The following is a 25,507-nucleotide window of genomic DNA, read 5'->3' on the forward strand; positions in this document are numbered from 1 at the left end:
CCGCTCATCGGGCGATCGCCGAGGCCTGACCGTGACCGCTTCGGCATCAGCTCGGAACCGTGCGTACGAAACCCGGGGGGAGGCCGGGTACGTCAGAACGTCAGAACCTCGAAGCCCGGACACCAACGCATCCGACGACTACCAGGGGGACCCAACGATGCACACCCAGCACAGACGTTACGGGCGGTACGGACGGCGTTCGGCGACGGCCCTCGCCGCGCTCTCCCTGACCGGGGCCCTCGTCCTCACCGGCTGCGGCGCCGACGGCGCCACCTCGGACAAGGCGGCGGTCGCGGCGGATGCGAAGGCGCCGGAGGCGGCCGTCGGGCAGGGCGGGGCGGCGGCTCCGGCCCCGGCCGCGTCGGGGGCACCGGCCCCGGGCGCCGACAAGATCCAGCCGCAGGCTCCCGCCGTCCGCACGCAGATCATCCGGACGGCGACGCTGGGCGTGGAGACGGCCGACGTCCAGAAGGCGACGGCCGGGGCCAGGGCGGCGGCGGAGAACGCGGGCGGGTACGTGGGCAACGAGGGCACCACGCGCGCGCCCGACGGGGCGATGACCTCGACGGTGACCCTGCGGGTGCCGGGCGAGCGCTTCGACGCGGTCCTGGCCGCGATGGAGGGCGCAGGGAAGCTGCTCAACCGCAAGGTCGAGGCGCAGGACGTGACGCAGAAGGTCGCGGACGTCGACAGCCGGGTCAAGTCCCAGCAGGCGAGCGTGGCGCGGGTGCGGGAGATGATGGAGAAGGCCTCGGGGCTGTCCGAGGTGGTCACCCTGGAGTCGGAACTCAGCAAGCGCCAGGCCGATCTGGAGTCGCTGCTCGCCCAGCAGACGGCGCTGAAGGACCAGACCTCGCTCGGCACGATCACGCTGACGTTCTCGGAGCCGGGCAAGCCGCCTGCCAAGGAGGCCGAGAAGCCGGATCCGGGCTTCCTCGACGCCCTGGCGGGCGGCTGGAAGGCCTTCGCCTCGGTGCTGCTCTACATCCTGATGGCGCTCGCCGCGGCTTCGCCGTTCCTGCTCAGCGGCGGGTTCCTGCTGCTCGCCTTCCGGCAGTACCGCAAGTGGCGGCCGGCGAAGGAGAAGCCCGGCGCGGCGCGGCGGCTGCCCGCGCAGGGCGGGCCGAAGTGGCCGGCGCACACGGCCGCCGCACCGGCGGAACCGGCGGAACCGGCCGATTCGAACGCGACGCCGCCACAGGTCCGGGACTGACCACCCGTACGCCCGTACCGTGGCCCCCGCAGACTTCGGCGGCGGGGAAGGACGGTACGGGCGCATGGCGAACGGCAGGGAGCGGCTGGTGGTGGTGGGCGGTGACGCGGCGGGAATGTCCGCCGCGTCACAGGCCCGGCGGCTCAAGGGGCCGCTGGGCGAGTCGGGCGGCCTGCTGACCGACCTCTCCATGCGGGTCCGCGGCCACGAGAACATCTGGTCGGGCGGCGACTGCGTGGAGGTCCTGGACCTGGTGGCGGGCCGGATGCGGCACATCCCGCTGGGCACGCACGCGAACAAGCACGGCCAGGTCATCGGCTCGGGCGTCGGCGGCGGCTACGCGACCTTCCCGGGCGTGGTCGGCACGGCCGTGAGCAAGGTCTGCGACCTGGAGATCGCCCGTACGGGCCTGCGCGAGCGGGACGCCCTGTCCGTCGGCCTCCGCTTCGTCACGGCGACGATCAGCTCGACGAACACGGCGGGCTACTACCCGGAGGCGGCGGAGATGACGGTGAAAATGCTGGCGGAACGCCGCACGGGCCGCCTCCTGGGCGTCCAGATCGTCGGCGGCGCGGGTTCCGCGAAGCGGGTGGACGTCGCCGCGGTGGCCCTGACGGCCGGCATGACGGTGGAGCAGGTGGTGTCCCTGGACCTGGGCTACGCGCCCCCGTTCTCCCCCGTCTGGGACCCGGTGCTGGTGGCCGCCCGCAAGGCGGTCTCCGCGGTGCGGTCGGCGGGGGTCTAGGGGGTGTGGAGTTCGGAACGGATCAGCTCCAGCAGACGGCCGGTCCAATTCCGGCCGCCGCCGCGGGAGCCCTGGTCGCACCAGAAGGGGGAGTCGGAGCCGGTGTAGAGGATCGCCCCCTCCCCGGTGGCGGTCAGGAGCTCCGCGAGCCGCGGATGCTGGTCGAACTTGGCCCGCAGCAGCCCGGCCATGACGGCGAGCCGTCGGGCCGCCCAGTCCGCGCGCCCCGCGGCCCCTCCGCCCAGCTCCTGCGCCTCGCGGGCGGTCGCGGCGGCGCGGATCCGGTCGTGGTCGGCCCGGTCTGCGGCGTAGAGGGCCCAGTAGCCGTGCACCACGGTGGGGTAGGTCTCCCCTTCGTAGGTGAAGGGGGCGTCGTAGTCGTTGCGCAGCGCGAACACGCCGAGTTCGGCGGGCCGTCCCCGGGGATACACGGTCTCGCTGAGGACGACCGGTGGCTGTGGGGCCCCGACCGGCGCATCCGCGTACCGGACAACCCGCTCCCGTTCGGCCCGCTCCACGCTCGTGTCCACGTCGGCGAAGTAGTCAAGGGCACCTTGGTGCAGTTCCGGCGTGGCCACCGGCCCGTCCCCGTCCACCGGCTCGCCGAGGTCGGTCACCAGGATCCGCAGCGGCCGGTCCTGCAGGTCCATGTCCCCCAGGACGAAGACCCGCCGGTGGGCCGGTACGGCCAGGTAGGCCTCCCGGAGCAGGGACCGGTTGGGCTCCGTGGTGTCCCGCTGGTAGCCGCGGACGGCCTCCCAGAGCCGTTCGTCGGTGGTGGGCCGGCCCGCCAGCCGGGAGATCTCGTCGGCGACTTCCGCGAGGAAGCTCGCGTCGGTCCGCGGCTCGGGGTAGCGGGCGAGCCACTTCGAAGGGTGAACGGTCCGCTCACTGCCGTCCGGCCGTGTGAGCGCGACCTTCCCCGAAGCCAGCAGTCGCGCGAGCCCGGCGAGATCGGTCGCCTCGTAGCCCCCGCGGCTGATCCTGCCGTCGGCGTAGACGAACAGGTCCTCGGGGAAGTGGTCGTCTCCGAAGTCGTGCTTCCACCACACGAGGCACCAGGCCCCGTTGATGGTCTCTCCGTCGGATATGCGAAACGTCGGCCCGTGCCATGTCATGCACGGCACGGTACCGACGTCGGCGCAGTCTCGGGTCTAGACCGCCGTCTGCGTGTGGACGTAGTCCACCAGGCGGGTCAGGGCGTCCGGGTTCGTCGTCGGGAGGACGCCGTGGCCCAGGTTGAAGATGTGGCCCTCCAGGTCCGCCGCGGCGTCCAGGACCTCGCGGGTCTTGGTCTCCACCGCCTCGGGGGTGGAGAAGAGGACCGCCGGGTCCAGGTTGCCCTGGAGCGCCTTGCCGGGGCCGACGCGCTTGACGGCTTCGTTCAGGGAGACCCGGTAGTCGACGCCCATGACGTCCGCGCCGGCCTCGCCCATGAGGCCGAGCAGCTCGCCCGTGCCCACGCCGAAGTGGATGCGCGGGACCCCGTACGAGGCCACGGACTCCAGGACCTTCGCGGAGGCGGGCATCACCGAGCGGCGGTAGTCCGCCGGGGCGAGCGCGCCGACCCAGGAGTCGAAGAGCTGGATCGCGGAGGCGCCGGCCTCGATCTGCACCTTCAGGAAGGAGGAGGTGATCTCGGCGAGGCGGTCCAGCAGGTCGGCCCAGAGCTCCGGGTCCCCGTACATGAGGGCCTTGGTGTGCTCGTGGTTCTTGGAGGGGCCGCCCTCGACCAGGTAGCTCGCGAGGGTGAAAGGCGCACCGGCGAAGCCGATCAACGGCGTGGAGCCGAGTTCACCCGTGAGCATGCCGATCGCCTCGGTGACGTACGAGACGTCCTCCGGGGTGAGGTCGCGCAGCTGTGCGAGGTCCTCGCGGCGGCGGATCGGCTGGGCGACGACCGGGCCGATGCCCGGCTTGATGTCCAGGTCGATGCCGATGGCCTTCAGCGGGACCACGATGTCGGAGAAGAAGATGGCCGCGTCCACGTTGTGGCGCCGGACCGGCTGCAGGGTGATCTCGGTGACCAGGTCGGGCCGCATGCAGGATTCCAGCATCTGCGTGCCCTCGCGCACCTTGCGGTACTCGGGGAGCGAGCGCCCCGCCTGTCGCATGAACCACACGGGGGTGTGCGGTACCGGCTCGCGCCGGCACGCCTTCAGGAAGGCGGAATCGTACGTCTGGCTCGGCGTGCCCGTGGGGCGGGTGTTGGCGCTCACGACTCAAATCTTCGCACGTATGAAGAAGTGCCCGGCCCGGCGCGGGTGTCCCTGCGCCGTACGGGCGCTCGTTCCGCCTAGTCTTCCCCGCATGGCTGCGGCTCAGGGACGATTTTCAGATGGCGCTGACGGTACGGACAGCGCGAAGGACAGCTCCGTCCCACTCCCGTTCCGGCGGGCGGTCGACGGCTTGAAGAAGGCGAGGCTGCGGCAGGGGATCGAGATCGATCCCACCAAACCGCCACAGAGACTGGCACCCCACGCGTACGCGCTGGAGGCGGCGGTCGTGGACGGTGACGAGGACCTGGCCGACGGCCGGCTCATCCTCTTGCACGACCCGGCCGGGCACGACGCCTGGCAGGGCGCCTTCCGGCTGGTGACGCTCGTACGGGCGGAACTGGAGCCGGAGATGGCCGTGGACCCGCTCCTCCCCGAGGTGTGCTGGTCCTGGCTGACGGGGGCGCTGGACGCGCGCGGGCTGACGTACGGGGAGGCGAGCGGGACCGTCACCATGGCCGCCTCGCACTACTTCGGCGGGCTCGGAGAGCGGCGCCCGGCGACACAGATCGAGATCAGGGCCTCCTGGACGCCGCGCGAGGGAGTGGGCGGGGTGCCGGACACCGCCGCACACCTGTCGGCCTGGTGCGAACTGCTGTGCCAGATCGCGGGGCTGCCGCCGGTCGGACCGACCGAGACGGTGACCGGCGTGGTCTCGCTGCCCCAGCGGCGCGGTCCGCATCACCCTCAGGGGTAACAGTCCGAGGCCAGGGCCCCTCCCGGCGCGCCGACCCGCACCCGATGCCGGGTCGGATTGCCGGGCCGGATGTCGTTACAGGGCGCCCGTTGCGGGCTTCTGATCACCCTATGATCGATCGTGCGTCCGAATTGCCCGAATTGTTACTCACCAAATCGTGATCATTCCCTAAAGCCGGGCGGGTGACGTGCCGAAGGAGTCATAGACCATCCGCACGGTTCGCACCGGCTTCCTTCCCCGAGCCGGCCGTCCCGCCACTCCCCCCCAGGAGGCCTAGGTGTCCGTTCTTCTCGAGCAGCCCGCAAGCCTGGTCGCCTACCGCCCGAACAAGCCGACGGCCATGGTCGTCGTGGCCGACCCGCGCGTGCGTTCCACCGTGACCCGCCATTTGTGGGCCCTCGGAGTACGCGACGTGATCGAGGCGTCGTCCATCGCGGAGGCCCGTCCACGCATCGGCAGCCCGCGCGACATCTGCGTGGCCGACGTACACCTGCCCGACGGTTCCGGTCTCACCCTGCTCTCCGAGACCCGCGCCGCCGGTTGGCCGAACGGCCTGGCCCTGTCCGCCGCCGACGACATCGGCGCCGTGCGCAACGCCCTCGCGGGCGGAGTGAAGGGCTACGTCGTCACCGGCACCCGGACCAACATCGGGCTCCCGTCCCGGCCCGGCGCCGCCCCCATCGGCGCCGCCGCGGCCCGTATGCACCGCCGCCCCCCGGGTGCCCCGAGCCACCCGGGCGGCTACCGAGAGCTCTCCGGCCGCGAGGTCGAGGTCCTGCGCCTCGTCGCGGAGGGCCAGTCCAACAAGGCCATCGGTGTTTCGATGGGCCTGTCCGCCCTGACCGTCAAGTCCCACCTCGCACGGATCGCCCGCAAGCTGGGCACCGGCGACCGGGCCGGGATGGTCGCCGTCGCCCTGCGGACCGGGATCATCCACTGACCCGGCCGATATCCCCCGAAGGCCCCCGGGAGAACTCCCGGAGAACCCGGGGAAACGTCCGTCCTCCCCCCTCGCGCCCGTCGCCGGAACGTTCCGGCGACGGGCGCGTCGTATCCACGGATACCCTTGACCGGTGACCGACGCCCAAGAAACCGCAGCAGGCCTGCGCACCACCACCGGGGGCGGCCCCCCGGACGACGAGGTTTCGTCCGACGGGCTGCCGATTCCCTTGCTAGAACCCCGTGAGGGCATCCCCCCGGTGGTCGCCGACGCGGCCGCGCTCGCCGAGGTGGTCGCGGCCTTCGCCGCGGGCACCGGACCCGTCGCCGTGGACGCCGAGCGCGCCTCCGGCTACCGCTACGGCCAGCGCGCCTACCTCGTACAGCTGCGCCGCGAGGGTGCGGGCTCCGCACTGATCGACCCGGTGGGCTGCCCCGACCTCTCCTCCCTCGGCGAGGCCCTGTCCGGCACCGAGTGGATCCTGCACGCCGCCACCCAGGACCTGCCCTGCCTGCGCGAAATAGGCATGGCGCCCACCTCCCTCTTCGACACCGAGCTGGCCGGCCGACTGGCAGGCTTCCCGCGGGTCGGACTCGGCGCGATGGTCGAGGGGGTCCTCGGCTACGTGCTGGAGAAGGGCCACTCCGCCGTCGACTGGTCGACCCGCCCGCTCCCCGAGCCGTGGCTGCGCTACGCCGCGCTCGACGTGGAGCTGCTCGTGGACCTGAGGGACGCGCTGGAGAAGGAGCTGGACCGGCAGGGCAAGCTGGAATGGGCCCGCCAGGAGTTCGACGCCATCTGCGCCGCACCGCCCGCGCCGCCGCGCAAGGACCCGTGGCGCCGTACGTCCGGCATGCACAAGGTGCGCCGGCGCCGGCAGATGGCCGTGGTCCGGGAGCTGTGGGAGTCCCGGGACCGGATCGCGCAGCGACGTGACGTGTCACCGGGCAAGGTCCTGGGTGACGCCGCGATCGTCGAGGCCGCGCTCTCCATGCCGCTGAACGTGCAGGCCCTCTCCGCCCTGCCCGGCTACGGGCAGCGCATGGGCCGGCGCCAGCTGGACCAGTGGATGGCCGCCGTGGACCGGGCGAAGGCCCTGCCCGAGGCCGAGCTGCCGCTGCCGGGGGCGACCCCGGCGGGTCCGCCGCCGCCGCGCTCCTGGGCGGACAAGGACCCGGAGGCCGCGGCGCGGCTGGCTGCGGCCCGTACGGCCGTGTCGGCACTGGCGGAGGGGCTGAACCTGCCGCAGGAGAACCTGATCACTCCCGACACGGTCCGCCGACTGTGCTGGGAGCCGCCGCTGCGGCTGGAGGCCGACGCGGTGGCCGAGGCCCTGGCGGGCTACGGAGCCCGCCCGTGGCAGATCGAACAGGTGACGGACGCCCTGGTCACGGCCCTGGCCGCGACCGCGCCCGTGGCAGCACCGGCGCCCGCGCCGGAGGACTGACCCACCCGCGCCCGCAGTTCGTGGCGGAGCCCCCCGGCCGAAGGGCCGGGGGGCTCCGCCATGTTCCGGTTCCGCTACAGCCGGGCCCGGCTTCTTTTGAACACGCTCAAAGACCACTAGTTTTTGAACGTGATCAAACATGGGTGGGGATACGACACGTGGCTGGCCGATTTCGAGAACGAACGGGAGCGCCGGGCCGAGCGCGGCGATCCGGACTGGGACCGGGCCGCCGCACTCCCTCCGGAGCTGGTCCGGAGCCTGCAGCGGTTCCAGGTCGGGGAGGACGGGGACGGCTCCGCGCTGATCGGCAAGGCCGACCGCGCGGGTGACCCGGTGTACGCGCGGGCCGTACGGCTCTTCGTGGCGGAGGAGCAGAACCACGCCCGGATGCTGGCGCTGCTCCTGGAGGCCGGAGGCGCGGGAATCCTGGCCGGGCACTGGAGCGACACCGTGTTCGTCCGGCTGCGCAGGCTGCTCGGGCTGCGGGTGGAACTCCTGGTGCTGATGGTGGCGGAGGTGGTGGCCCTGCGCTACTACCGGGCCGTGCGGGACGGAGGCGCCGACCCGCTGGCCTCCGAGGTCGCCCGGCTGATCCTCGCCGACGAGGAGCGCCACGTCCCCTTCCACTGCCTGCGCCTGCGCGACGCGCTGGCGCCCCTGCCCGCCCCCGCCCGCCGGGCGGCGGTCACGGCCTGGCGGGCCACGCTCGCCGCCGCGGCCGCGGTGGTCGCCGTCGACCACGGCCCGGCCCTGCGCACCCTGGGCGTCCGCCGCCGCAGCTTCATGGCGGACACCGTCCGCGCCTCGGCCCCCATGGCCGCCGCCATCGCGGCCGCCGGCCACCCTGACACCACGGACCCCGCAGGCCCCGTACGCGCCCCGAGGGGGCGCCTGCGGGCGCCGGCGGGCCGGTCCGGCCGCACCTTCGCAGCGCGTGCGCGCCGGGGCGGCGGAGTGTGACCTTCGCCGCTCCTTCCGAGGGGGCTGTCCATGCCAGTTACCGGCAAGTAGCATGGAGAGGTGAGCGGGCGCTCAGCAATGAGCTCGCCCCCGCGCAGCAGTGCACACCCGCACCTGGAGGAGAGCCAACGTGCCTCGTACCGTCAGGGACGTCGTCTTCGTCGACGGCGTCCGCACCCCGTTCGGCAAGGCGGGCCCGAAGGGCATCTACAACGAGACCCGCGCCGACGACCTCGTCGTCAAGGCCATCCGGGAGCTGCTGCGCCGCAACCCGGACCTGGACCCCGCCAAGATCGACGAGGTCGCCATCGCCGCGACCACGCAGATCGGCGACCAGGGCCTGACGCTGGGCCGCACGGCCGGCATTCTCGCGGGCCTCCCGCAGTCCGTCCCGGGTTACTCCATCGACCGCATGTGCGCCGGCGCGATGACCGCCGTGACCGCCGTCGCGGGCGGTGTGGCCTTCGGTGCGTACGACGTCGCCCTCGCCGGCGGTGTCGAGCACATGGGCCGCCACCCCATGGGCGAGGGCGTGGACCCGAACCCGCGCTTCGTCTCCGAGAAGCTGGTCGACGAGTCCGCCCTGTTCATGGGCATGACCGCCGAGAACCTGCACGACCGGTACCCGACGATCACCAAGCTCCGCGTCGACGAGTACGCCGTGCGCTCGCAGGAGAAGGCCGCCAAGGCGTACGCCGACGGCAAGATCCAGCCGGACCTGGTCCCGATCTCGGTGCGCAACAACAACGAGGCGGCCGGTGAGACGGGCTGGGGCCTGGTCACCGCCGACGAGCCGATGCGTCCGGGGACCACCCTGGAGAACCTGGCGAACCTCAAGACCCCCTTCCGTACCCACGGCAAGGTCACCGCGGGCAACGCCGCCGGTCTCAACGACGGTGCCACCGCCGCGATCATCGCGTCCGAGGACTTCGCCCGGGAGAACAACCTCCCGGTCAAGATGCGCCTGGTCTCGTACTCCTTCGTGGGTGTCGAGCCGGAGGTCATGGGCTACGGCCCGATCCCGGCCACCGACAAGGCCCTCGCGCAGGCCGGTCTGACGATCGACGACATAGGCCTCTTCGAGGTCAACGAGGCGTTCGCGGTCCAGGTCCTCGCGTTCCTGGAGCACTACGGCATCGCCGACGACGACGCCCGCGTCAACCAGTACGGCGGGGCCATCGCCTTCGGTCACCCGCTCGCCTCCTCCGGCGTCCGCCTGATGACCCAGCTGGCCCGCCAGTTCGAGGAGCAGCCGGAGGTCCGCTACGGCCTGACCACCATGTGCGTCGGCTTCGGCATGGGCGCCACGGTCGTCTGGGAGAACCCGAACTTCACCGCCGAGGGAGACAGCAAGTGAGCACCACCACCACTGAGCTCCTGAAGGGCGCGGCCGAGCTGTTCCCGGACGAGGTCGTCACGCGCGCGCTCGTGCGCCACCTGGACCTGCCCTTCGGCGCCGGGCGCTTCGCGCTGATCACGCTGGACAACGGCCTGGACCACACCAAGCCGACCACCTTCGGCCCGCAGTCCCTCGCCAACCTGAACGCGGCGATCGACCAGGTCGAGCAGGAGGCCCTCGCGGGCTCCATCGTCGGTGCGGGCCTGACCGGCAAGCCGTTCATCTTCGCGGTCGGCGCCGACCTCAAGGGCGTCGAGCTGCTGAAGAAGCACGACGAGGCGCTCGCCATCGGCAAGGGCGGCCACGACGTCTTCAAGCGCCTCGCGGCGCTGGCGGTCCCCACCTTCGCCTACTACAACGGCGCGGCGATGGGCGGCGGTGTCGAGGTCGGTCTGCACTGCACCTACCGCACCGTCTCCAAGGCCATCCCGGCCTTCTCGCTGCCCGAGGTCTTCCTCGGCCTGGTTCCGGGCTGGGGCGGCTGCGCCCTCCTCCCGAACCTGATCGGCGCGGACCGCGCGGTCTCGGTCATCATCGAGAACTCGCTGAACCAGAACCGCCAGCTCAAGGGCAAGCAGGTCTTCGAGCTGGGCATCGCGGACGCGCTGTTCGAGGGCGCGGACTTCCTGGAGCAGTCGCTCCTGTGGACCGCGAACGTGCTGAACGGCACCACCGAGGTCGTCCGCGACGAGATCGACCGCGGCGAGGCCTGGGACGCGGCGGTCGCCCGCGGCCGCTTCATCGCCGACTCCAAGGTGCACGGCGCGGCCCCGGCCGCCTACCGCGCGCTGGAGATCATCGAGGCGGCCAAGGACGGCGACCTGCAGAAGGGCTTCGACGCCGAGGACACCGCGCTCGCGGACCTCATCATGGGCGGTGAACTGCGCTCCGGCATCTACGCCTTCAACCTGGTCCAGAAGCGCGCCAAGCGCCCGGCCGGCGCCCCGGACAAGAACCTGGCCCGCCCGGTCACCAAGGTCGGCGTCGTCGGCGCGGGCCTGATGGCCTCGCAGCTGGCGCTGCTGTTCCTGCGCCGCCTGGAGGTGCCGGTGGTCCTCACCGACATCGACCAGGAGCGCGTGGACAAGGGTGTGGGCTACGTCCACGCCGAGATCCAGAAGCTGCTCGGCAAGGGCCGCATCAACCAGGACAAGGCCAACCGCCTGACCGCCCTGGTGACGGGCGTCCTGGACAAGGCCGAGGGCTTCGCGGACGCGGACTTCATCATCGAGGCCGTGTTCGAGGAGATGTCCGTCAAGCAGAAGGTGTTCGCGGAGGTCGAGGCGGTCGCCCCGGCGCACGCGATCCTCGCCACCAACACCTCCTCGCTGTCGGTGTCCGAGATGGCCTCCAAGCTCCAGCACCCGGAGCGCGTGGTCGGCTTCCACTTCTTCAACCCGGTCGCGATCCTCCCGCTGCTGGAGATCGTCCGCGGCGAGCAGACCGACGACGCCTCGCTGGCCACGGCCTTCGGTGTCGCGCGGAAGCTGAAGAAGACCGCGGTCCTCACCAAGGACGCCCCGGCGTTCGTGGTGAACCGCATCCTGACCCGCTTCATGGGCGAGATCCAGAACGTCATCGACGAGGGCACCCCGGTCGTCACGGCGGAGAAGGCCATCGAGCCGCTCGGCCTGCCGATGTCCCCGCTGGTGCTCCTGGAGCTCGTCGGCCCGGCGATCGGTCTGCACGTCTCCGAGACCCTGAACCGCGCCTTCCCGGAGCGCTTCACGGTGTCCCCGAACCTGGCGGCCGTGGTCAAGGCCGGCAAGCGCGGCTTCTACGTCTACAACGCGGAGAACGGCTTCAAGCCGGAGCTCGACCCCGAGGTCGCCGCGCTCCTGGTCCAGGGCGACACCGTCCTGACCGAGGAGCAGGTCCGCGACCGCGTCCTGGACGCGGTGGCGCAGGAGATCGGCCTGATGCTTGAGGAGGGTGTCGTGGCCGAGGCCCAGGACATCGACCTCTGCCTCATCACGGGCGCGGGCTGGCCCTTCCACCTGGGCGGGGTCACCCCGTACCTGGACCGCGAAGGCGTCTCCGAGCGGGTGAACGGCAAGAAGTTCCTGGCGCCGGGCGTGGCGAGCGTTCCCGCGTAACGAGCGGCAGCCGGTACGACGAAGAGCGGGCCGTACGGGAGGAGATCCCGTACGGCCCGCTCTTTCACGTCCGCCTGCTCACTGCTCGGACTGCTCGATCTGCACTCACCGCTCGGACCCGGTTACCGGCTCACTGCTCGAAGATGCCGATCCCGTTGGCCACGGGCCGCTCCGAGGGCTCCGCACCCTCGGCCCCGCGCGGGGTGTTGCGCAGCTCGTCGCGCACGATCATCGTGGTCGAGCCGCCGCCGTCGAACATCAGGGCGTCCCGCGCCCCGAGCGAGGCCATGAGCTTGGCCGTCTGCATGACCGTGGCGCCCGCGTCCACCCCCGGTGCCCGGCCGTCGATGGTCACCAGGAGGAGGCTTCCGTTCTTGGTGACGCCGACGGCGGTGCGCGGGGCCGTCTTCGTGGGCGACGTCGGCTCGCCGATGTCGGGGACCCCGTCGCGCAGCAGCCGGTAGCGGCCGCCCACCGCCGTCTCGACGGGACCGGGGACCACCGCTCCGGTCGCGTCGTTCATGACGAAGGAGGTGGTGAGCGCGGCACCCGGCTGGGCGTTCGTGCGCAGCCATTCGGTGCCGGTTCCGATCCCGTAGAGGGTGCTGCCGTTCTTGGGAACGGCCCCTCCGGCGGGTTTGCGGACGCTCGTCACCCGGCCGTCGGCGTCGAGCAGGACCTCCATGCTGCCCGGCGGGCCGGGGGGCGTGCGCTCTCCCCACTCCGGGGTGAAGGCCACGAGCTCGTCGGTGTCCGTGCAGAGACCGCCGTACGGTTCCTGCATCGGCTCCTCCGTGACGGCCAGGAGGTCACCGCCGACGCCCCCGCAGCCGAGGACGCGGCCGGGCACCCGGTTGATCCCGTCCAGTTCCTGGGGCACGCCGTCGTCCGAGACCACCACCCCGTCGGTGGAGACCTCGTCGACCCGGGCGCTGAGCTTGCCGCGGTTGTAGCCCAGGAGCAGGGTGGGCCGGCCCTTGATCGCCTCGCTGAGGACCTTGCCGCCCTCGGTGTAGAGGCCGAGGGGGTCTCCGTCGTAGCCGGCGTAGCTCTTGCCGGTGCTGATGTCGAAGAAGGAGGCGTTGACGGCGGCCAGCGCCCCGAAGGACTCGGCCATCTTGCGCACCGTCTCGGCGTGCGCCACGGCGGGGCCGTGCATGCCCGCCACCCTGACCTTGGCGTCGGGACGGATGGTCAGGACCCGCACGTGCGAGCTTTCCTGGCCGTCGAGCTTGCGCACGGACTCCTTGTACGTGACCCCTTCGGGCAGCTTGAGGTCCTCGGGCTGCGAGCCCGAGGGAACCGGCTCGTCCGGGGGCCGGGGGTCCGCCGTGCATCCCGCGAGGGTGACGGCCAGGGCCACGGCAAGCGCGGCGGCGAACCGCGTGCGCCTAGCCACGGACGGCGCCCAGCGCGCCGGGAGACGCACCGAGGTCGCCGACGCGGACGACCACGTGGCCCTCGGCCACGTGTCCGCCCTGATCCTCGTAGGTGCACACGAAGCGGTCGTAGCCGTGGAACGAGTGGGGGGCCTGGTAAGTGACCGTGCCGTCGGGGGAACAGCCGAGCATGCCGTACCGGGCGAGGGTCACTCCGGTCACCCGCAGTCCCTCGGCGCCCGCGGGCAGCGACACCACTTCGCCGGGGCGCAGGTCCAGGCGTCGCGCCGGGATGCTGTGGCGGCGCACGTAGTAGCCCTTGTCCTCGATGCCCGAGGAGGCGGAGAGCTTGTCGCCCTGGAAGGGCATGACGCCGACGACCGCGCGCGGCACCACGACCGCGCCGTCCGAGCCCTCGTCCAGGACGCGTACCGTGAAGGTCGCGGTGGCCGGCTCGTCGCCCGACGCGAAGAGCGCGTAGCGGCCATTGGGCAGCTTGCGCAGGCCGCCCTGGAGGTCCTCGACGACCACTCCGTCCTCGAGGCTCTCGCCGAGGACGTAGCCGTACGTGCGGAACGCTCCGCCCGACGGGGTCACCGTCATGGCGATCTGGAACTGCGCGCCCGGCACCAGGGGGTAGGCCGGGTCCGCCGTGGAGAGCACGTCGAGCACCCCGGTGTACGGCCCTTGGGTGGCCCAGGCCCGGACCAGGGGGAACCAGTTCCCGCTCACTTCATGCCTCCCGCGACACGTGTCTTGGTCATCTGATCGAAGACGGCGTCGTCGAGGAACTCCACCACCTGGTCCGCGTCGAAACCCGTCTCCAGGTTCCGGAAGAACTGCGCGGGCAGCATGCCCTGCACCAGCAATTGGCTCGCGATGAACCGGGAACACTCCAGCGCCCCGTGGCTGCGCAGGTGCGAGTCGTCGGCCGCCCCTCGCGGGTAGTTGGGGTGCTCTCCCGGCGCGAGGTGCACGAAGAGGCTCTTCGTGCCGTCCGGGCCGAGCTGGCGCCACCAGCCGGTGCTCCACTCGTTGAGGTCGATCAGCGGCACGGTGAGCTCGACCGCCACCTCGCGCATCGCGGCCGGGTGCATCACCAGGGGCCGGCGCATGTTGCCGAAGCGGTCGAAGACCCGGCGTTCGTGGCTGGTCACGAGCACCGGGTGGGCGCCGCGGTCCCGCGCCTCGTTCACGTAGCGCCGCAGATTGGTCTGGAACGCGCCGAACGGCTCGGCGTGCGGGCCGGGCCGCTCCTCCGTGTCGCTGAGGCCGAAGGAGACGACCAGGAGGTCTTCCGGCTTGATGTTCTCCAGGATCCAGCCGAGGTGTCCGCGTTCCATGAAGCTCTTGGTGCCGGCGCCGTCGCGGGCGCAGTTGACCACCTCGACGCCCTGCAGGAACAGGGGGAGCGTCTGCCCCCACCCGGCCATCGGTGCCATGCTGCGCTGGCGACTGCAGACGGTGGATCCGCCCGCCAGGTATATCGACGTCATCGTGCGACCTTCACGTCTCTCAGAACTCCCCGAATCCGCGTTCCCCGAAGTGCAGCCGGGCCCGCTCGTCACCGACGAAGTTGGAGTCCATCGTGTCGATGACCTTGAAGGCGCGCTCACAGTTCGAGGTGTCGCGCAGGATGAAGAAGTCATCCACGCGCTGCTTGTACCGGGGTTCCAGCTGGAAGTTCCGCTCGAGGACGCCGATGATCTCCTGCACGGCGTGGTCGACGGTCCGGCAGGCCGGGCCGAAGCCGTCCCTGTCGATGTCGAAGTACCCGCGCTTGTAGTGCTTGCTGTAGAAGGACTCGTCGTCGAAGTTCGTGTAGACGACCGGCTTGCCCATGTACGCCACGTCGAAGAACACCGAGGAATAGTCGGTGACCATCATCGAGCACTCGCGCATGGCCAGCTGCACGTCGCGGCCCGTCGAGGACACGATGATCGAGGGGTGCTCGATCTTGAAGTGCTGGAGGTAGGGCCGGATCTCGTAGTGCGGCATGAACTCCAGCTCGACCCCGTGGTACTGGAGCGCGGCGAGCAGTCGCTCGTTGCGCAGCAGGGACGAGAAGAAGCGGTAGTACTCGGACGCCGCGAACGGGATCTCGGGCTTGGCCGCCTTGTTGTACGAGGGCGCCACGATGTCGCGGCGCCACGTGGGCATGACCAGGACCCGCCGGAGCCCGGGCACCGGCTCCAGCGCGTCGAACCGGGGCATGCCCGTGGCCGCGACGCGCTCGTAGCCGTAGCCGCAGTGCTCGGCGGTGTAGGACCGCTCGCTGCGGCCCGTGCTGAGGACCATGTCGACGTTGGTGGTCTGGCCGTGGATCGAGGCGACGACGTCGTTGTAGCCCACGCCGTGCCCGAGGAACACGCGCTTGTAGCGCAGCAGGTCGCCGTAGCCGCGCAGGAAGGAGCGCTTGTTGAGGCCCGGGAAGCCGAGGTAGGCCTCCAGGTCGTAGGAGTTGATCAGGCGCTCGGCGTGCAGCAGGTACGCGCGGTGCTTCCACGAGAGCCTGTCGATGACCTGCCCGTACTGGGCGACCTTGTCCCAGTCGTGCGCGTCCCGGTTGATCGAGTAGAAGATCTTGCGCTTGGGCTGGTTCAGCCGGATCCACTTGAAGAGGTGGTAGCTGTTGTCCTGGGCGGTGTCCTCGCGTTCACCGATGATCCAGATGCCCCGGCCGTGCAGGTAGGGGTACGTCAGCCAGTACATGAAGCGGGTGCGCCAGCCGGGACGGCCCGGGAGGGAGTTGCGCAGCTCCTCGCGGAAGCGGTGCATCTTGTCCTTGCGCCGGGCCGAGAAGCCCTTCACCCAGCGTGCGGTGACCTGCTCCTCCTCGTCGATGGACAGGACGAAGCGCTGCTTGCCCGAGGTGTGCACCCCCTTGAAGCGGTGCAGGTTCATGCGGGCGGCGAGCTTGATGTCGTGGTGGCGGTCCTCGTCGAGGACCCGGATCACCATGGTCAGCTCGGTGTTGGCCAGGGCGTTGAGCGCGGACGGGCGCGCCGTGGCGCGCCAGCCGGCGAACCAGTCCTGGTTCTTGCGGGTACGCCAGCGGTCGCGGCGGTAGACCTGCTCGACGGGGAGCGCCACCTCGCGGCGTCCGTCGGAGAACACCAGCTGGATGCGGTTGGTGTACTGGGTGTCGATGTCGACGCCGGAGATCACGAGGAGGCCCTCGAGCTGGATCTCGTCGTTCTTCCAGAGGAAGGTCTCCATGACGGCGTTGGACCGCGGCACGCGCAGCAGCTTCGTCTCCACCGGGTCGCTCGCGAGGCGCCGGTAGATGCCTTCGTCGTCGAGGTAGAGCCGGGGCAGGAACTCCGGCGCGCTCAGCGGGTCGGCGAAGAGTTCGAGGTTGCCCGTCACGATCGCGTGGTGCTGGACCTTGGACTGCGGGTGCGTGGCGTACTGCAGGATGATCTCGTCGGGGATCTTGCCGTAGACCGACGCGAGCAGGGGAAGGACCCCGTTGAGCTCCGTCTTGCTCATGATGCGGTGCATGTTGCGCACGTAGGGCTGGAGCGAGCGGACGACGAAGCGGTGGGCCAGGCGGACGACCCGGGGCGGTGCGCCCTGGACCGACGTCAGGACGTACTCGGCCAGCCGGACCCGGTCCACCGCCTTGGCGGGGTCGTTCCAGGGCCGGTCGAAGAGCGAGTTCTGCTTCTCTTCCTCGCGCTCGAAGAAGCGGGCACCGGGTGCGACGGTCACCGTCTTCGTGAACAGCAGGGCCGGGACGGTGAACCAGTCGTCCTCGAGGCCGTGGCCCGGGCCGCACCGGAAGCCGTGCTCGCGCACGAAGGAAGTCTTGAAGAGCTTGCCGCCGAGCCGGGTCGAGAAGACGAGGTAGGGGGCGTCGGAGAGCTTGCGGATGGCGCCCTTGGCGGTGAAGTAGCGCTCCCACGGCTCGTCCTTGCCGAGCCACGGGCCCGGGAAGTTGTCCGCCACGCCGACGACGGCGTCGGCTCCCTTGGCCTTGCGGGCCGCCGTGAGCAGCCGGCCCACGGAGTCCTCGCCGAGGATGTCCCGGGCCCGCGCGAACATCACGTAGGGGGCGGCGACGTACTGCAGGCCGTTCTCGAAGGCGATGCGCGCGCCGAGGCTGTGCTGGGTGACGACCATCGCGTTCGGGTAGTAGGCGGCGAAGGCCGCCAGCTGCTGGGCGGTGGTGTCGTTCGAGCCATCGTCGACGAACACCACCTGGGTGGCACCGAAGCTGCCCTGGGCCACGAGGGAGGAGAGGAACTCGCGCAGGTGGTACTCGTCGTTGTGGCACAGGACCACGAGCCCCGCGGAGTACTGCTCGGGGGGCTGGACGGGGCCGGTCGGCTGGGCGCCCTGCCACCACAGCCAGGGGGTTCCCCGGTCGGAGGTCTTGGCCTGCAGTTCCTCGGTCTCGGGGCGCAGGCCGAGGTTCCCGCTGATGGTCTCGTAGACCTCGTGGACGCCGTTGGCGGAGGCGTAGCGCAGGCTGGTGGCGTCGAGTCCGCTGACGTTGAGGGCGGTGGAGGCCCGCTCACCGTCGTGCCGGAGCTGGACGAAGAAGTTCCAGTGCCCCGCGCGGTCGGCCTTGTCCAGGGTGGAGGTGAGGTCGACGGTGGCGTGGTAGCGGATCCAGTCCGCGTCGATCTCCACGCTGGAGACGGGGAAGTGGTAGTCGGTCTTGGAGCTGCGGCGCCGCAGCACCGCGATGAGCTCGACCTTGTCGTCGGGGCGGACCCGGCCGAACTGGTTGCGTATCGCGCCCGCTATGTGCAGTTCGCCGTCGACCAGCTCGACGGAGCTCGCCTGGTTGTAGAGCCGGGATTCGGCGAGCTTCTGGCCGGTCAGATCGAGCTCGGTGACCTCGAGGAAGCGCTCGGCGTCGGGGTGGCGGAGCAGCGACCCGGACCAGAACACCCGCCCGTCGCGCTCCACGACGTCGGAGCTGATGACGCTGCGGCGCCGCATGTAGTCGGAGGCCGACACGGCGATGTCGACGCGGCCGTGCATCAGGCCGAAGGCGCGTACCCGCTCCATGGGCCCGCACAGCTCGTAGGTGGTGGGCTCCAGGGTGCGCAGGTACGGTGCCACGGCCGCGAGGAACCCGTTGCGGTAGTTGCGGTCGCCGCTGCGGAGCTCGGGGGTGTACAGGCGCAGGTCGTGCGAGAGGAACTTGGCGGCCTTGCGGGCCAGCAGGTCGGGCCGGCCGACGCTGTGCAGGAAGCTGTCGGTGTACTGGTGCACCCGGATGCGGTCGCCGATGCTGCGCAGCTCGTGACGGCGGTTGGTGATCGAGGGCTGGTCGGACTCCCGCTCGAACATCCACCGGTAGACGGGGGTGGCGAGGATGGTGAACGAGCGCGCGTGGAAGTTCGCGACCGTGGAGAAGTACGTGTCCTCGAAGAAGACGCCCTCGGGGAAGCGGATGCCGAAGTTGTTGAGGTAGTCCCGCCGGTACAGCTTGCCGGCGGCGATCGGGTCCTCGAAGAGCTCCGGCATGGCCCCCAGGCCCCCGACCGTCTGGTCTGCGGGGTACAGCTGCGGCTGCCAGACGGTGATCTCGTCGGTGGCGAGGTTGATGCGCACGACGCGGCCGGCGGTGACCTCGGACCCGGTGACGACGGCGGAGGAGAGCAGGGTCTCCACGGCCTTGAGCGGCAGCTCGTCGTCCGCGTCGAGGAACATCACGAACTGGCCGGAGGCCGCTTCGATGCCGTTGTTGCGGGGGGCGCCGCAGCCGCCGCTGTTGTGCGGCCGCTCGATGACGCGGACCCGGGGGTCCTGGGCGGCGAACTGGCGGGCGACGCCCCGGGTGCCGTCGGTGGAGCAGTCGTCGACGACGAGCACCTCGATGCCCCGGTGCGTCTGGGCCACGGCCGACTGGAGTGCGCGGGCGAGGGTGGAGCTCGCGTTGTAGGCCGGGATGACGATCGTGACGCCGTACGGAGAGATGTCGACCGGGAAACTCATCTGGGGTGGCGCTCTCGTTCGGCGTAGTCAGGTCGCTGCGAGTTCTGCGAGGGGATCTGGGCCAGCTGCATCGTGTCGGTCACGCTGCCCGTGAACTGATCCGTGTAGGCCCGCGGGAACGGCTCGAATCCGGGGTCCTCGTAGGGCTCGGGCGCGGGGAACATCTGGGCGGGATCGATCGCGTTCAGGTCGTCCTCGCCACGGCGCCGGTGGCGTCCTGCGTGCAGGTGCGGGGCGATGGAGCCGGCCCTGGACGGGATGTTGCCCGGGTCGAGGCGTTCCATGGTGCGCGTGAAGTCGCGGGTGGAGAGCCAGAACTTGAACATGATCACGAGCTCGAAGCCGCCCATCAGCACGGCGGACACGGCCGTGGTCCACAGGATGTGGCCGATGACGGGTCCGACGATGAAGATGAACATCTGGAACTCGATGCCGCTGATGAGGTGCGGCCGGATGCGGCTCTGCACCAGGGCGTGGCGGAACCGCGCGTACCAGGGGAAGCTCTCGCGGAACTGCTGGTGGAGGTCGATGACCTCGGCCTGCTCGACCTGCGCGGTCTCCCGCTTGAGCTCGTCGGCCTGACCGAGGGGGTTCTCCCGCAGGAGGTCCTCGATGAAGACGACCTTCCGCTCCTCCTCCTCGATGCCCTCCTCGGCCTGGCGGGCGAGGGTGACGGCCTCGATCTTGTTACGCATGGACATGCGCATCTTGTAGATCTGGAGGGCGTCGACGTAGCGGAGCATGTCGAGGAAGATCACGACGAGGGCCGCGAGGAGGTAGACCTCTTCGTCGTGCTGCAGGAACTGCCCGCCCATCAGGGCCAGCGCGCAGAAGAGCACACGGATGCGGTCGAAGACGTAGTCGAGCCAGCCGCCGAAGATGGTGCCGTTGCCCTTGAGGCGGGCGAGCTTTCCGTCGATGCAGTCGAGGATGAAGCTGATGTGGTACAGCCCCGCGCCGATGCAGAGGGAGAGCCAGTCACCCTGGAGGAAGAACCAGGCCGAGCCGAGGCCGACGTAGAGCGCGGCCCACGTCACGCGGTTGGGCGTCACGAAGTTCCAGCGCGCGAACACGCAGACGAGGCGGGTCGCGATCGGATCGACCAGAAGGACCGTCCACCAGGCGTCCCGTTTCTTGCACGTGAGCTTCTGGACGGCCTTCAGTGACAGCTTGGACATAACCCCTCAGTCGTCAACGGCGCGAACCTGGTCAACAGAGCGCCTGCGCCCACCCCACGAGACACGAAGGCGAGCAGCCCCCGTGACGCCGAACGTTCACCTATGGTCCAGGTAAATGGGCGCTGAATGACCATAACAAGTCACGCGTGGCACCATCCAGCACGCAAGGCGGCCATTGCTGTGCTTAAACCTGCATATCCAGGACTTAAACGATCCTTAGTGGACAGTCCACGGAGTGAACTCCAAGCCTTGAGATCCCAGTTGCTGGCGCGCCACGCGGAGCGTTCCGTCCATTCCCACTGTGGCGATCACCACACGGCCCCGGCTGTCGAAGGCCGCGGCCGGCGGAACCACCGAGGGCTCCCCGGATTCCTCCCACCAGACCCCGGTGTCCGGTCGCCCGTCCGGGTAAGCACCGATCGCCGCCACTCCCCCGGTGCCCTCGCGCACGAGCACCGTGCAGCCCCAGCCCTGGATGTCGGCTCCCGACACCCCGGCGACCGGCCCGATCCCCTCCGGCCCGCCCAGCCCTATCGGCACCTGCGCGCCCGGCCACCAGACGCAGACCTCGTTGCTCCCCGCGTAGCGGAAGCGCACGACTCCGCCCTCCGGGGCCACCGAGAGGCTGCCCGGGTACGGGCTCACCGGAATCCGCCGGTTCTCCACCCAGGCCGCCTTCACGTCCTGCTGGAAGAAGTGCCCCGCGGACGCGGTGTCGCGCGCCCTCGCCACCACGTGCACCCCGCCCTGCGCGGCCGGGAAGGCGACCAGTTCGTCGGCCACCCGCAGCCCGCCCAGCGCTTCCCAGCCGGCCATGCGGCCCTTCGGGGTCTGCCGCCGCACGCTGATGCTGTGTCCGAAGTTGCGCACGAACACGTGCAGGACGCCGTTCGCGTCGAAGGTGGCCACGGGGAATCCGGTTTCCCGGGCCATCTGCCAGCTCGCCGCGTTGGGATTGCCGACCGTGGTCCAGGGGCCGATGGGCCGGCCCGTCTGGTACTGGGCGGCGTACACCACCTCGACGTCGGAGCCGCTGTCCTTGCGCTTGGTCCGGCTCAGGCCGATCAGGTACGCGTAGCCCTCGGGGCCCCGCAGCACGGTCAGCGCAGGCATCAGCTCCGGGCCCTGGAGCAGCTCCGGCCCGCTCCAGCCCTCGGCCTCGGTGCGCCCCTCGGTCCAGCGGACCACGCCGGCAGCCGTCGGCAGGTAGGCGGACAGCCGCCCGTCCTTGCCCGTGAGCAGCCACTGGGTCGGCCGGGGGTAGCGGGAGCAGGCCGCGGCCGGCAGCGCCGGGTCCGCGCCGGCGCGGCGGCAGTCCACGAACACGGGGGTGCCGACGGCGAGCTGATAGCGGCGTGCGGCCCTGAGCGTGCTGCGCGCCACCTGTCCGCGCGCGGCCGGCTCGCTGACGATCGGGAGCTTGCGCTCGCGGTCGAAGTCGCTGTGCGCGGGGTCCGGGTCGAGGGTGCGTACGCGTACGGGTTCGATCTCGTGGAGGACGTCGAGGATCTGGCCGGTGAGATTGCCGTCCGCCGCGTACAGGAGGAACGGTTCCCCGGGGAACCTGCACCCGCGCCGCTTCGCCTGTGCCACGGCCGCTTCCATCGCGCGCTGCTCGGCGGGTGCGCCGCCGTCGAGCCAGACCAGTTCGATCACCGAACCGGCCGGTTCCGAGTTGATCAGGGGCACGGCGTCGGCGGGGCCGGCGACGACGATGGCCACCGCGGATGCCCGGCCGGCCGGCGAAGGGGAACCCTGCTGAAGCTGCTCGCGCGAGGCGTCACCGCGTCGCGCACGACGTCCGGTATTTCGGGCCATGGCTCCCACTCCCCCTCCCCCGCGCTGTGGGGACTCCGCTATTTTCCGCATCACGGCCGACCAGGAGGACGATAAGCGCACTCCCATTCGACTCGGAAATCTGCTTATAGTGCAGCGGCATCCGGCCACCCTTGCCCGCTGCCCTCCGACCCAGGGCCCCGAGGATTCGAGCAGTATGACCCAAGACACCACCGTACGCAGTCGTCGGCGAACCACGGGGCGCGGGGTGCGTCCGCGCAGACGGCGCGTCCTGAGGATCGTCCTGCTCGTACTGGTTCTGCTGTTGCTCGGCGCGGCCGGGACCGGCTGGTGGGCATACAACCACCTCAACGGGAACATCGACAGTGTCGACCTGGACCAGGCGATCGGTGTCGACAACCGGCCGGCGAAGGTCCCGGACAGCGGGCAGAACATCCTGGTGCTCGGCTCCGACTCGCGCGCCGGCGCCAACGGCGAGCTCGACCACGGCGACGTCAGCGGCTCCCGCTCGGACACCAACATGCTGGTGCACATACCCGAGGGCCGCAAGAAGGCCACCGCGATCAGCATCCCCCGCGACACCCTCGTGACCCGCCCGGAGTGCAAGGACAAGAACGGCAAGTCGATCGCCGGCGCGAACCGCGTCATGATCAACAGCGTCATCGGCACCGGTGGCCCGGCCTGTGTCGTCAAGACCATCGAGCAGATGTCCGGCATCCGCGTGGACCACCTGGTGAAGGTGGAGTTCGCCGGCTTCAAGGAGCTGGTGGACGCGCTCGGCGGCGTGGACGTCACCCTCGACAAGCCCATCAAGGGCGGCCTGAACCTCGACGCGGGCACGCACCGCCTGAACGGCACGGACTCGCTCAAGTTCGTTCGCACCCGCCACGGTTACGGGGACGGCAGCGACCTCGGTCGCATCGACCTGCAGCAGAAGTTCATGATCGCGATGCTGTCCGAGATCAAGAAGCAGGACATCCTCACCAGCCCGGCCAAGCTCTACAAGCTCGCCGACGCCGGCACCAAGGCGCTGACCACGGACGCCGAACTCGACTCCCTCAAGGGCCTGTCGGACTTCGCCCAGAGCATGAACGGCGTGGATCCGGAGACCATGGAGACGATCATGCTTCCGGTCGCCTACGACAAGATCGACAAGAACCGCGTGGTCGCCGTGGAGCCGCAGGCCGGCCAGCTGTGGGAGGCCCTGCGCAAGGACCAGCCGATCCCGGCCTCGGCGAAGAAGTCCCCCGCCACCGGCGGCTGACCGCCCCCGCTTCCGGCTCGCAGCCCCGGCCCCCCATGGGAGCCGGGGCTCGTCGGCGTCACGAGCCGTCGCCGCGCAGCACCACACGCCAGTCACCGCTCGCGTGCCACTGGCCCGGCGGGTACTCGAACCGCACCTCGCCGAGGAGGACGAACCCGGCCGCACGGCACACCGCGTTGGACGCCGTGTGCTCGACGGACGGGAAGGCGTGCAGGTGGCGGCGGGTGCCGTGGACGCCCGCGTGGGCGACGAGCGCCCGGGCCGCGCGGGCCGCGAGCCCCCGGCCCTGGAACTCGGGGAGGATGCCCCAGCCGGTTTCATAGACCTCCTCGTCCTGCCAGACCCGCTCCCAGAAGCCGATGCTGCCCACGGTGTCCCCGTCGGCCACGACCCGGAACATCCGCCCGGCCCCCGGCTCCCGGGCGCTCAGCGCCAGGTAGCGCCGGTGCCGGTCCCGGAGCTTGGCCTCGGTCTCCGGCCCGCCCAGGTGTTCCGTCATGGCCAGCTCGTTCTTGCGCAGCAGCAGCCAGAAGTCGTCTTCCGCCCAGGGTTCCAGTCCCACGGTGATCTCCATGCCCTCACCGTACGCAGGAGGCTCAGCGCCCTTCCCGCGCGGGGTTGGGCGTCATCCCCTCGCCACGGCCCAGCCGGCTGTGCTGCTTCCCGTAGAGGAAGTAGACGACGAAGCCGAGCACCATCCAGATCCCGAAGCGCAGCCAGGTCTCGGCCGGCAGGTTCAGCATCAGCCAGACCGATGCGGCGATCGACACGATGGGCACGAACGGCACCCACGGGGTGCGGAAGGACCGGTGCAGGTCGGGCCGGGTGCGGCGCAGGACCATCACGCCGAGCGCGACGACGACGAAGGCGAAGAGGGTGCCGATGTTCACCAGGGTCGCCAGCTCGTTGATGCTGGTGAACCCGGCGACGATGGCGATGACCACGCCGAGCAGGATCGTCGGCCGGTAGGGCGTACGGAACTTCGGGTGGGTCCGCGAGAAGAAGCGCGGCAGCAGGCCGTCGCGGCTCATCGCGAAGAACACCCGGGTCTGGCCGAGGAGCAGGATCATGCACACGGTGGTCAGGCCCACGGCGGCGCCGAAGCTGATGATGCCGCCGAAGACCGGATGGCCGGCGGATTTGAAGGCGTCGGCCAGCGGGGCGCTGACGGAGAGCTCCTTGTAGTTCTGCATGCCGGTCACCACGATCGACACCGCCACGTAGAGCACGGTGCAGATGATCAGCGAGCCGAGGATGCCGCGCGGCATGTCCCGCTGCGGAAGCTTGGTCTCCTCGGCGGCGGTGGCCACCACGTCGAAGCCGATGAAGGCGAAGAAGACCACGGAGGCGGCGGTGAAGATGCCCATGACGCCGAAGTTGGTGGGCTCGTAGCCGAAGAGCAGCTGGACGAGCGGGGCATCCAGTCCGGAGCCGCCCGTCTGCGGTTCGGCCGGCGGGATGAACGGCGTGTAGTTGGACTTCGTGATGAAGAACAGGCCCGCGATGATCACGATGAGCACGACCGTGACCTTGATCGCGACGACCACCGCGGTGATCCGCGCGGACAGCTTCACCCCGACGACCAGGATCACGGTCAGGACCAGGACCAGGACGAAGGCGAGCAGGTCGAAGTGACCGCCCGGAACGTCGGGTCCTTGGAGCGAGGCGGGCAGGTGCAGTCCGGCGTTGTCCATGAGCGAGCGGACGTACCCCGACCAGCCGACGGCGACGACCGCGGTGCCGAGCGCGAACTCCAGCACGAGGTCCCAGCCGATGATCCAGGCGGGCAGCTCGCCGATCGAGGCGTACGAGAAGGTGTACGCGGATCCGGCCACCGGGACGGTCGAGGCGAACTCCGCGTAGCACAGGGCGGCCAGCGCACACACGATGCCGGCGGCGACGAACGCGAGGGCCGTGGAGGGGCCGGCGGTCTCCTTGGCGACCTTGCCCGTGAGGACGAAGATGCCGGTGCCGATGATCACGCCGACGCCGAAGACGGTCAGGTCCCAGGAGGAGAGCGACTTCTTGAGCGCGTGTTCCGGCTCTTCCGTGTCGAGGATCGATTGTTCGACTGATTTGGTACGGAAGGGACCGTTCAGGTTCCTACTCACCGACGCACCTCCGCAGGAGAGACCGCATCGAAACGAAACGGGCCGGAAGG

At 70.6% G+C, this 25,507-nt stretch carries 18 protein-coding genes and 1 pseudogene; 9 read left to right on the forward strand and 10 right to left on the reverse strand.

Translation table 11 applies throughout. From position 1 onward, the window contains the following. Positions 1-157: 157 nt before the first annotated feature. Both ACE1OC_RS10035 and ACE1OC_RS10040 read left to right on the forward strand, forming a co-directional pair. Positions 158-1,213 carry a DUF4349 domain-containing protein gene (locus ACE1OC_RS10035; RefSeq protein WP_407836729.1) on the forward strand — a complete coding sequence of 352 codons (1,056 nt, stop codon included), beginning with the start codon at positions 158-160 and terminating at the stop codon, positions 1,211-1,213. Positions 1,214-1,358: 145 nt separating this feature from the next. Next, positions 1,359-1,958, forward strand: a pseudogene (locus ACE1OC_RS10040) (flavoprotein oxidoreductase); the annotation flags it as partial. On the opposite strand, the gene ACE1OC_RS10045 reads toward ACE1OC_RS10040, so the two are convergent. Next, on the reverse strand, positions 1,955-3,076 hold the full coding sequence (locus ACE1OC_RS10045; protein WP_407836730.1) for a DUF7639 domain-containing protein: 1,122 nt from the start codon (positions 3,074-3,076) through the stop codon (positions 1,955-1,957). The pseudogene ACE1OC_RS10040 and the gene ACE1OC_RS10045 overlap by 4 nt on opposite strands. A gap of 36 nt (positions 3,077-3,112) precedes the next feature. After that, positions 3,113-4,177 carry a uroporphyrinogen decarboxylase gene (gene hemE, locus ACE1OC_RS10050; protein WP_407836731.1) on the reverse strand — a complete coding sequence of 355 codons (1,065 nt, stop codon included), beginning with the start codon at positions 4,175-4,177 and terminating at the stop codon, positions 3,113-3,115. 91 nt (positions 4,178-4,268) lie between these two features. Here hemE and ACE1OC_RS10055 point away from each other — a divergent pair, with 91 nt between their 5' ends. The 6 genes from ACE1OC_RS10055 (at position 4,269) to ACE1OC_RS10080 (ending at position 11,773) form a co-directional block, all read left to right on the forward strand. Beyond that, entirely contained in the window at positions 4,269-4,931 is a 663-nt protein-coding gene (locus ACE1OC_RS10055) for a DUF3000 domain-containing protein (RefSeq protein WP_407836732.1), read from the forward strand. Between the two features lie 277 nt (positions 4,932-5,208). After that, a complete protein-coding gene (locus tag ACE1OC_RS10060) occupies positions 5,209-5,871 on the forward strand; it encodes a response regulator transcription factor (protein ID WP_214956508.1) in 663 nt (220 codons plus the stop codon). 133 nt (positions 5,872-6,004) lie between these two features. Continuing rightward, positions 6,005-7,318 carry an HRDC domain-containing protein gene (locus ACE1OC_RS10065; protein ID WP_407836733.1) on the forward strand — a complete coding sequence of 438 codons (1,314 nt, stop codon included), beginning with the start codon at positions 6,005-6,007 and terminating at the stop codon, positions 7,316-7,318. Positions 7,319-7,441: 123 nt separating this feature from the next. Beyond that, positions 7,442-8,278, forward strand: a complete 837-nt coding sequence (locus ACE1OC_RS10070) for a ferritin-like domain-containing protein (RefSeq protein WP_407836734.1) — start codon at positions 7,442-7,444, stop codon at positions 8,276-8,278. 130 nt (positions 8,279-8,408) lie between these two features. Beyond that, a complete protein-coding gene (locus tag ACE1OC_RS10075; protein ID WP_250742043.1) occupies positions 8,409-9,635 on the forward strand; it encodes a thiolase family protein in 1,227 nt (408 codons plus the stop codon). Beyond that, entirely contained in the window at positions 9,632-11,773 is a 2,142-nt protein-coding gene (locus tag ACE1OC_RS10080) for a 3-hydroxyacyl-CoA dehydrogenase NAD-binding domain-containing protein (protein ID WP_375950661.1), read from the forward strand. Before ACE1OC_RS10075 ends, ACE1OC_RS10080 begins: the two co-directional genes overlap by 4 nt. A 130-nt stretch (positions 11,774-11,903) precedes the next feature. On the opposite strand, the gene ACE1OC_RS10085 is transcribed toward ACE1OC_RS10080, so the two are convergent. The 6 genes from ACE1OC_RS10085 to ACE1OC_RS10110 all read right to left on the reverse strand — a co-directional run bounded on the left by ACE1OC_RS10085 (position 11,904) and on the right by ACE1OC_RS10110 (position 22,103). Then, complete coding sequence (locus tag ACE1OC_RS10085; RefSeq protein ID WP_407836735.1) at positions 11,904-13,172, reverse strand: phosphodiester glycosidase family protein; 1,269 nt, start codon at positions 13,170-13,172, stop codon at positions 11,904-11,906. Next, the gene (locus tag ACE1OC_RS10090; protein ID WP_407836736.1) at positions 13,165-13,884 is read right to left on the reverse strand and encodes a hypothetical protein; all 720 of its coding nucleotides are present in this window, start codon (positions 13,882-13,884) and stop codon (positions 13,165-13,167) included. Before ACE1OC_RS10090 ends, ACE1OC_RS10085 begins: the two co-directional genes overlap by 8 nt. Further along, positions 13,881-14,648: a rhamnogalacturonan acetylesterase gene (locus ACE1OC_RS10095; RefSeq protein ID WP_407836737.1), complete on the reverse strand. Its 768-nt coding sequence runs from the start codon at positions 14,646-14,648 to the stop codon at positions 13,881-13,883. The genes ACE1OC_RS10090 and ACE1OC_RS10095 overlap by 4 nt, the downstream gene beginning before the upstream one ends. A gap of 19 nt (positions 14,649-14,667) precedes the next feature. Next, on the reverse strand, positions 14,668-19,107 hold the full coding sequence (locus ACE1OC_RS10100; RefSeq protein ID WP_407836738.1) for a bifunctional glycosyltransferase/CDP-glycerol:glycerophosphate glycerophosphotransferase: 4,440 nt from the start codon (positions 19,105-19,107) through the stop codon (positions 14,668-14,670). After that, positions 19,104-20,285, reverse strand: a complete 1,182-nt coding sequence (locus tag ACE1OC_RS10105; RefSeq protein ID WP_407836739.1) for a CDP-alcohol phosphatidyltransferase family protein — start codon at positions 20,283-20,285, stop codon at positions 19,104-19,106. Before ACE1OC_RS10105 ends, ACE1OC_RS10100 begins: the two co-directional genes overlap by 4 nt. 216 nt (positions 20,286-20,501) lie before the next feature. Continuing rightward, a complete protein-coding gene (locus ACE1OC_RS10110; protein ID WP_407836740.1) occupies positions 20,502-22,103 on the reverse strand; it encodes a hypothetical protein in 1,602 nt (533 codons plus the stop codon). A gap of 175 nt (positions 22,104-22,278) precedes the next feature. On the opposite strand from ACE1OC_RS10110, the gene ACE1OC_RS10115 reads away from it, so the two are divergent. Further along, the gene (locus ACE1OC_RS10115; protein WP_407836741.1) at positions 22,279-23,346 is read left to right on the forward strand and encodes an LCP family protein; all 1,068 of its coding nucleotides are present in this window, start codon (positions 22,279-22,281) and stop codon (positions 23,344-23,346) included. 58 nt (positions 23,347-23,404) lie between these two features. On the opposite strand, the gene ACE1OC_RS10120 is transcribed toward ACE1OC_RS10115, so the two are convergent. Continuing rightward, positions 23,405-23,920, reverse strand: a complete 516-nt coding sequence (locus ACE1OC_RS10120; RefSeq protein WP_407836742.1) for a GNAT family N-acetyltransferase — start codon at positions 23,918-23,920, stop codon at positions 23,405-23,407. A gap of 22 nt (positions 23,921-23,942) precedes the next feature. Next, positions 23,943-25,457 (reverse strand): amino acid permease, encoded by a 1,515-nt coding sequence (locus ACE1OC_RS10125; RefSeq protein WP_407836743.1) that lies wholly within the window; start codon positions 25,455-25,457, stop codon positions 23,943-23,945. Positions 25,458-25,507 lie beyond the last annotated feature (50 nt).

Source organism: Streptomyces stoeckheimensis (genome assembly GCF_045822005.1).
Lineage (GTDB): Bacteria > Actinomycetota > Actinomycetes > Streptomycetales > Streptomycetaceae > Streptomyces > Streptomyces stoeckheimensis.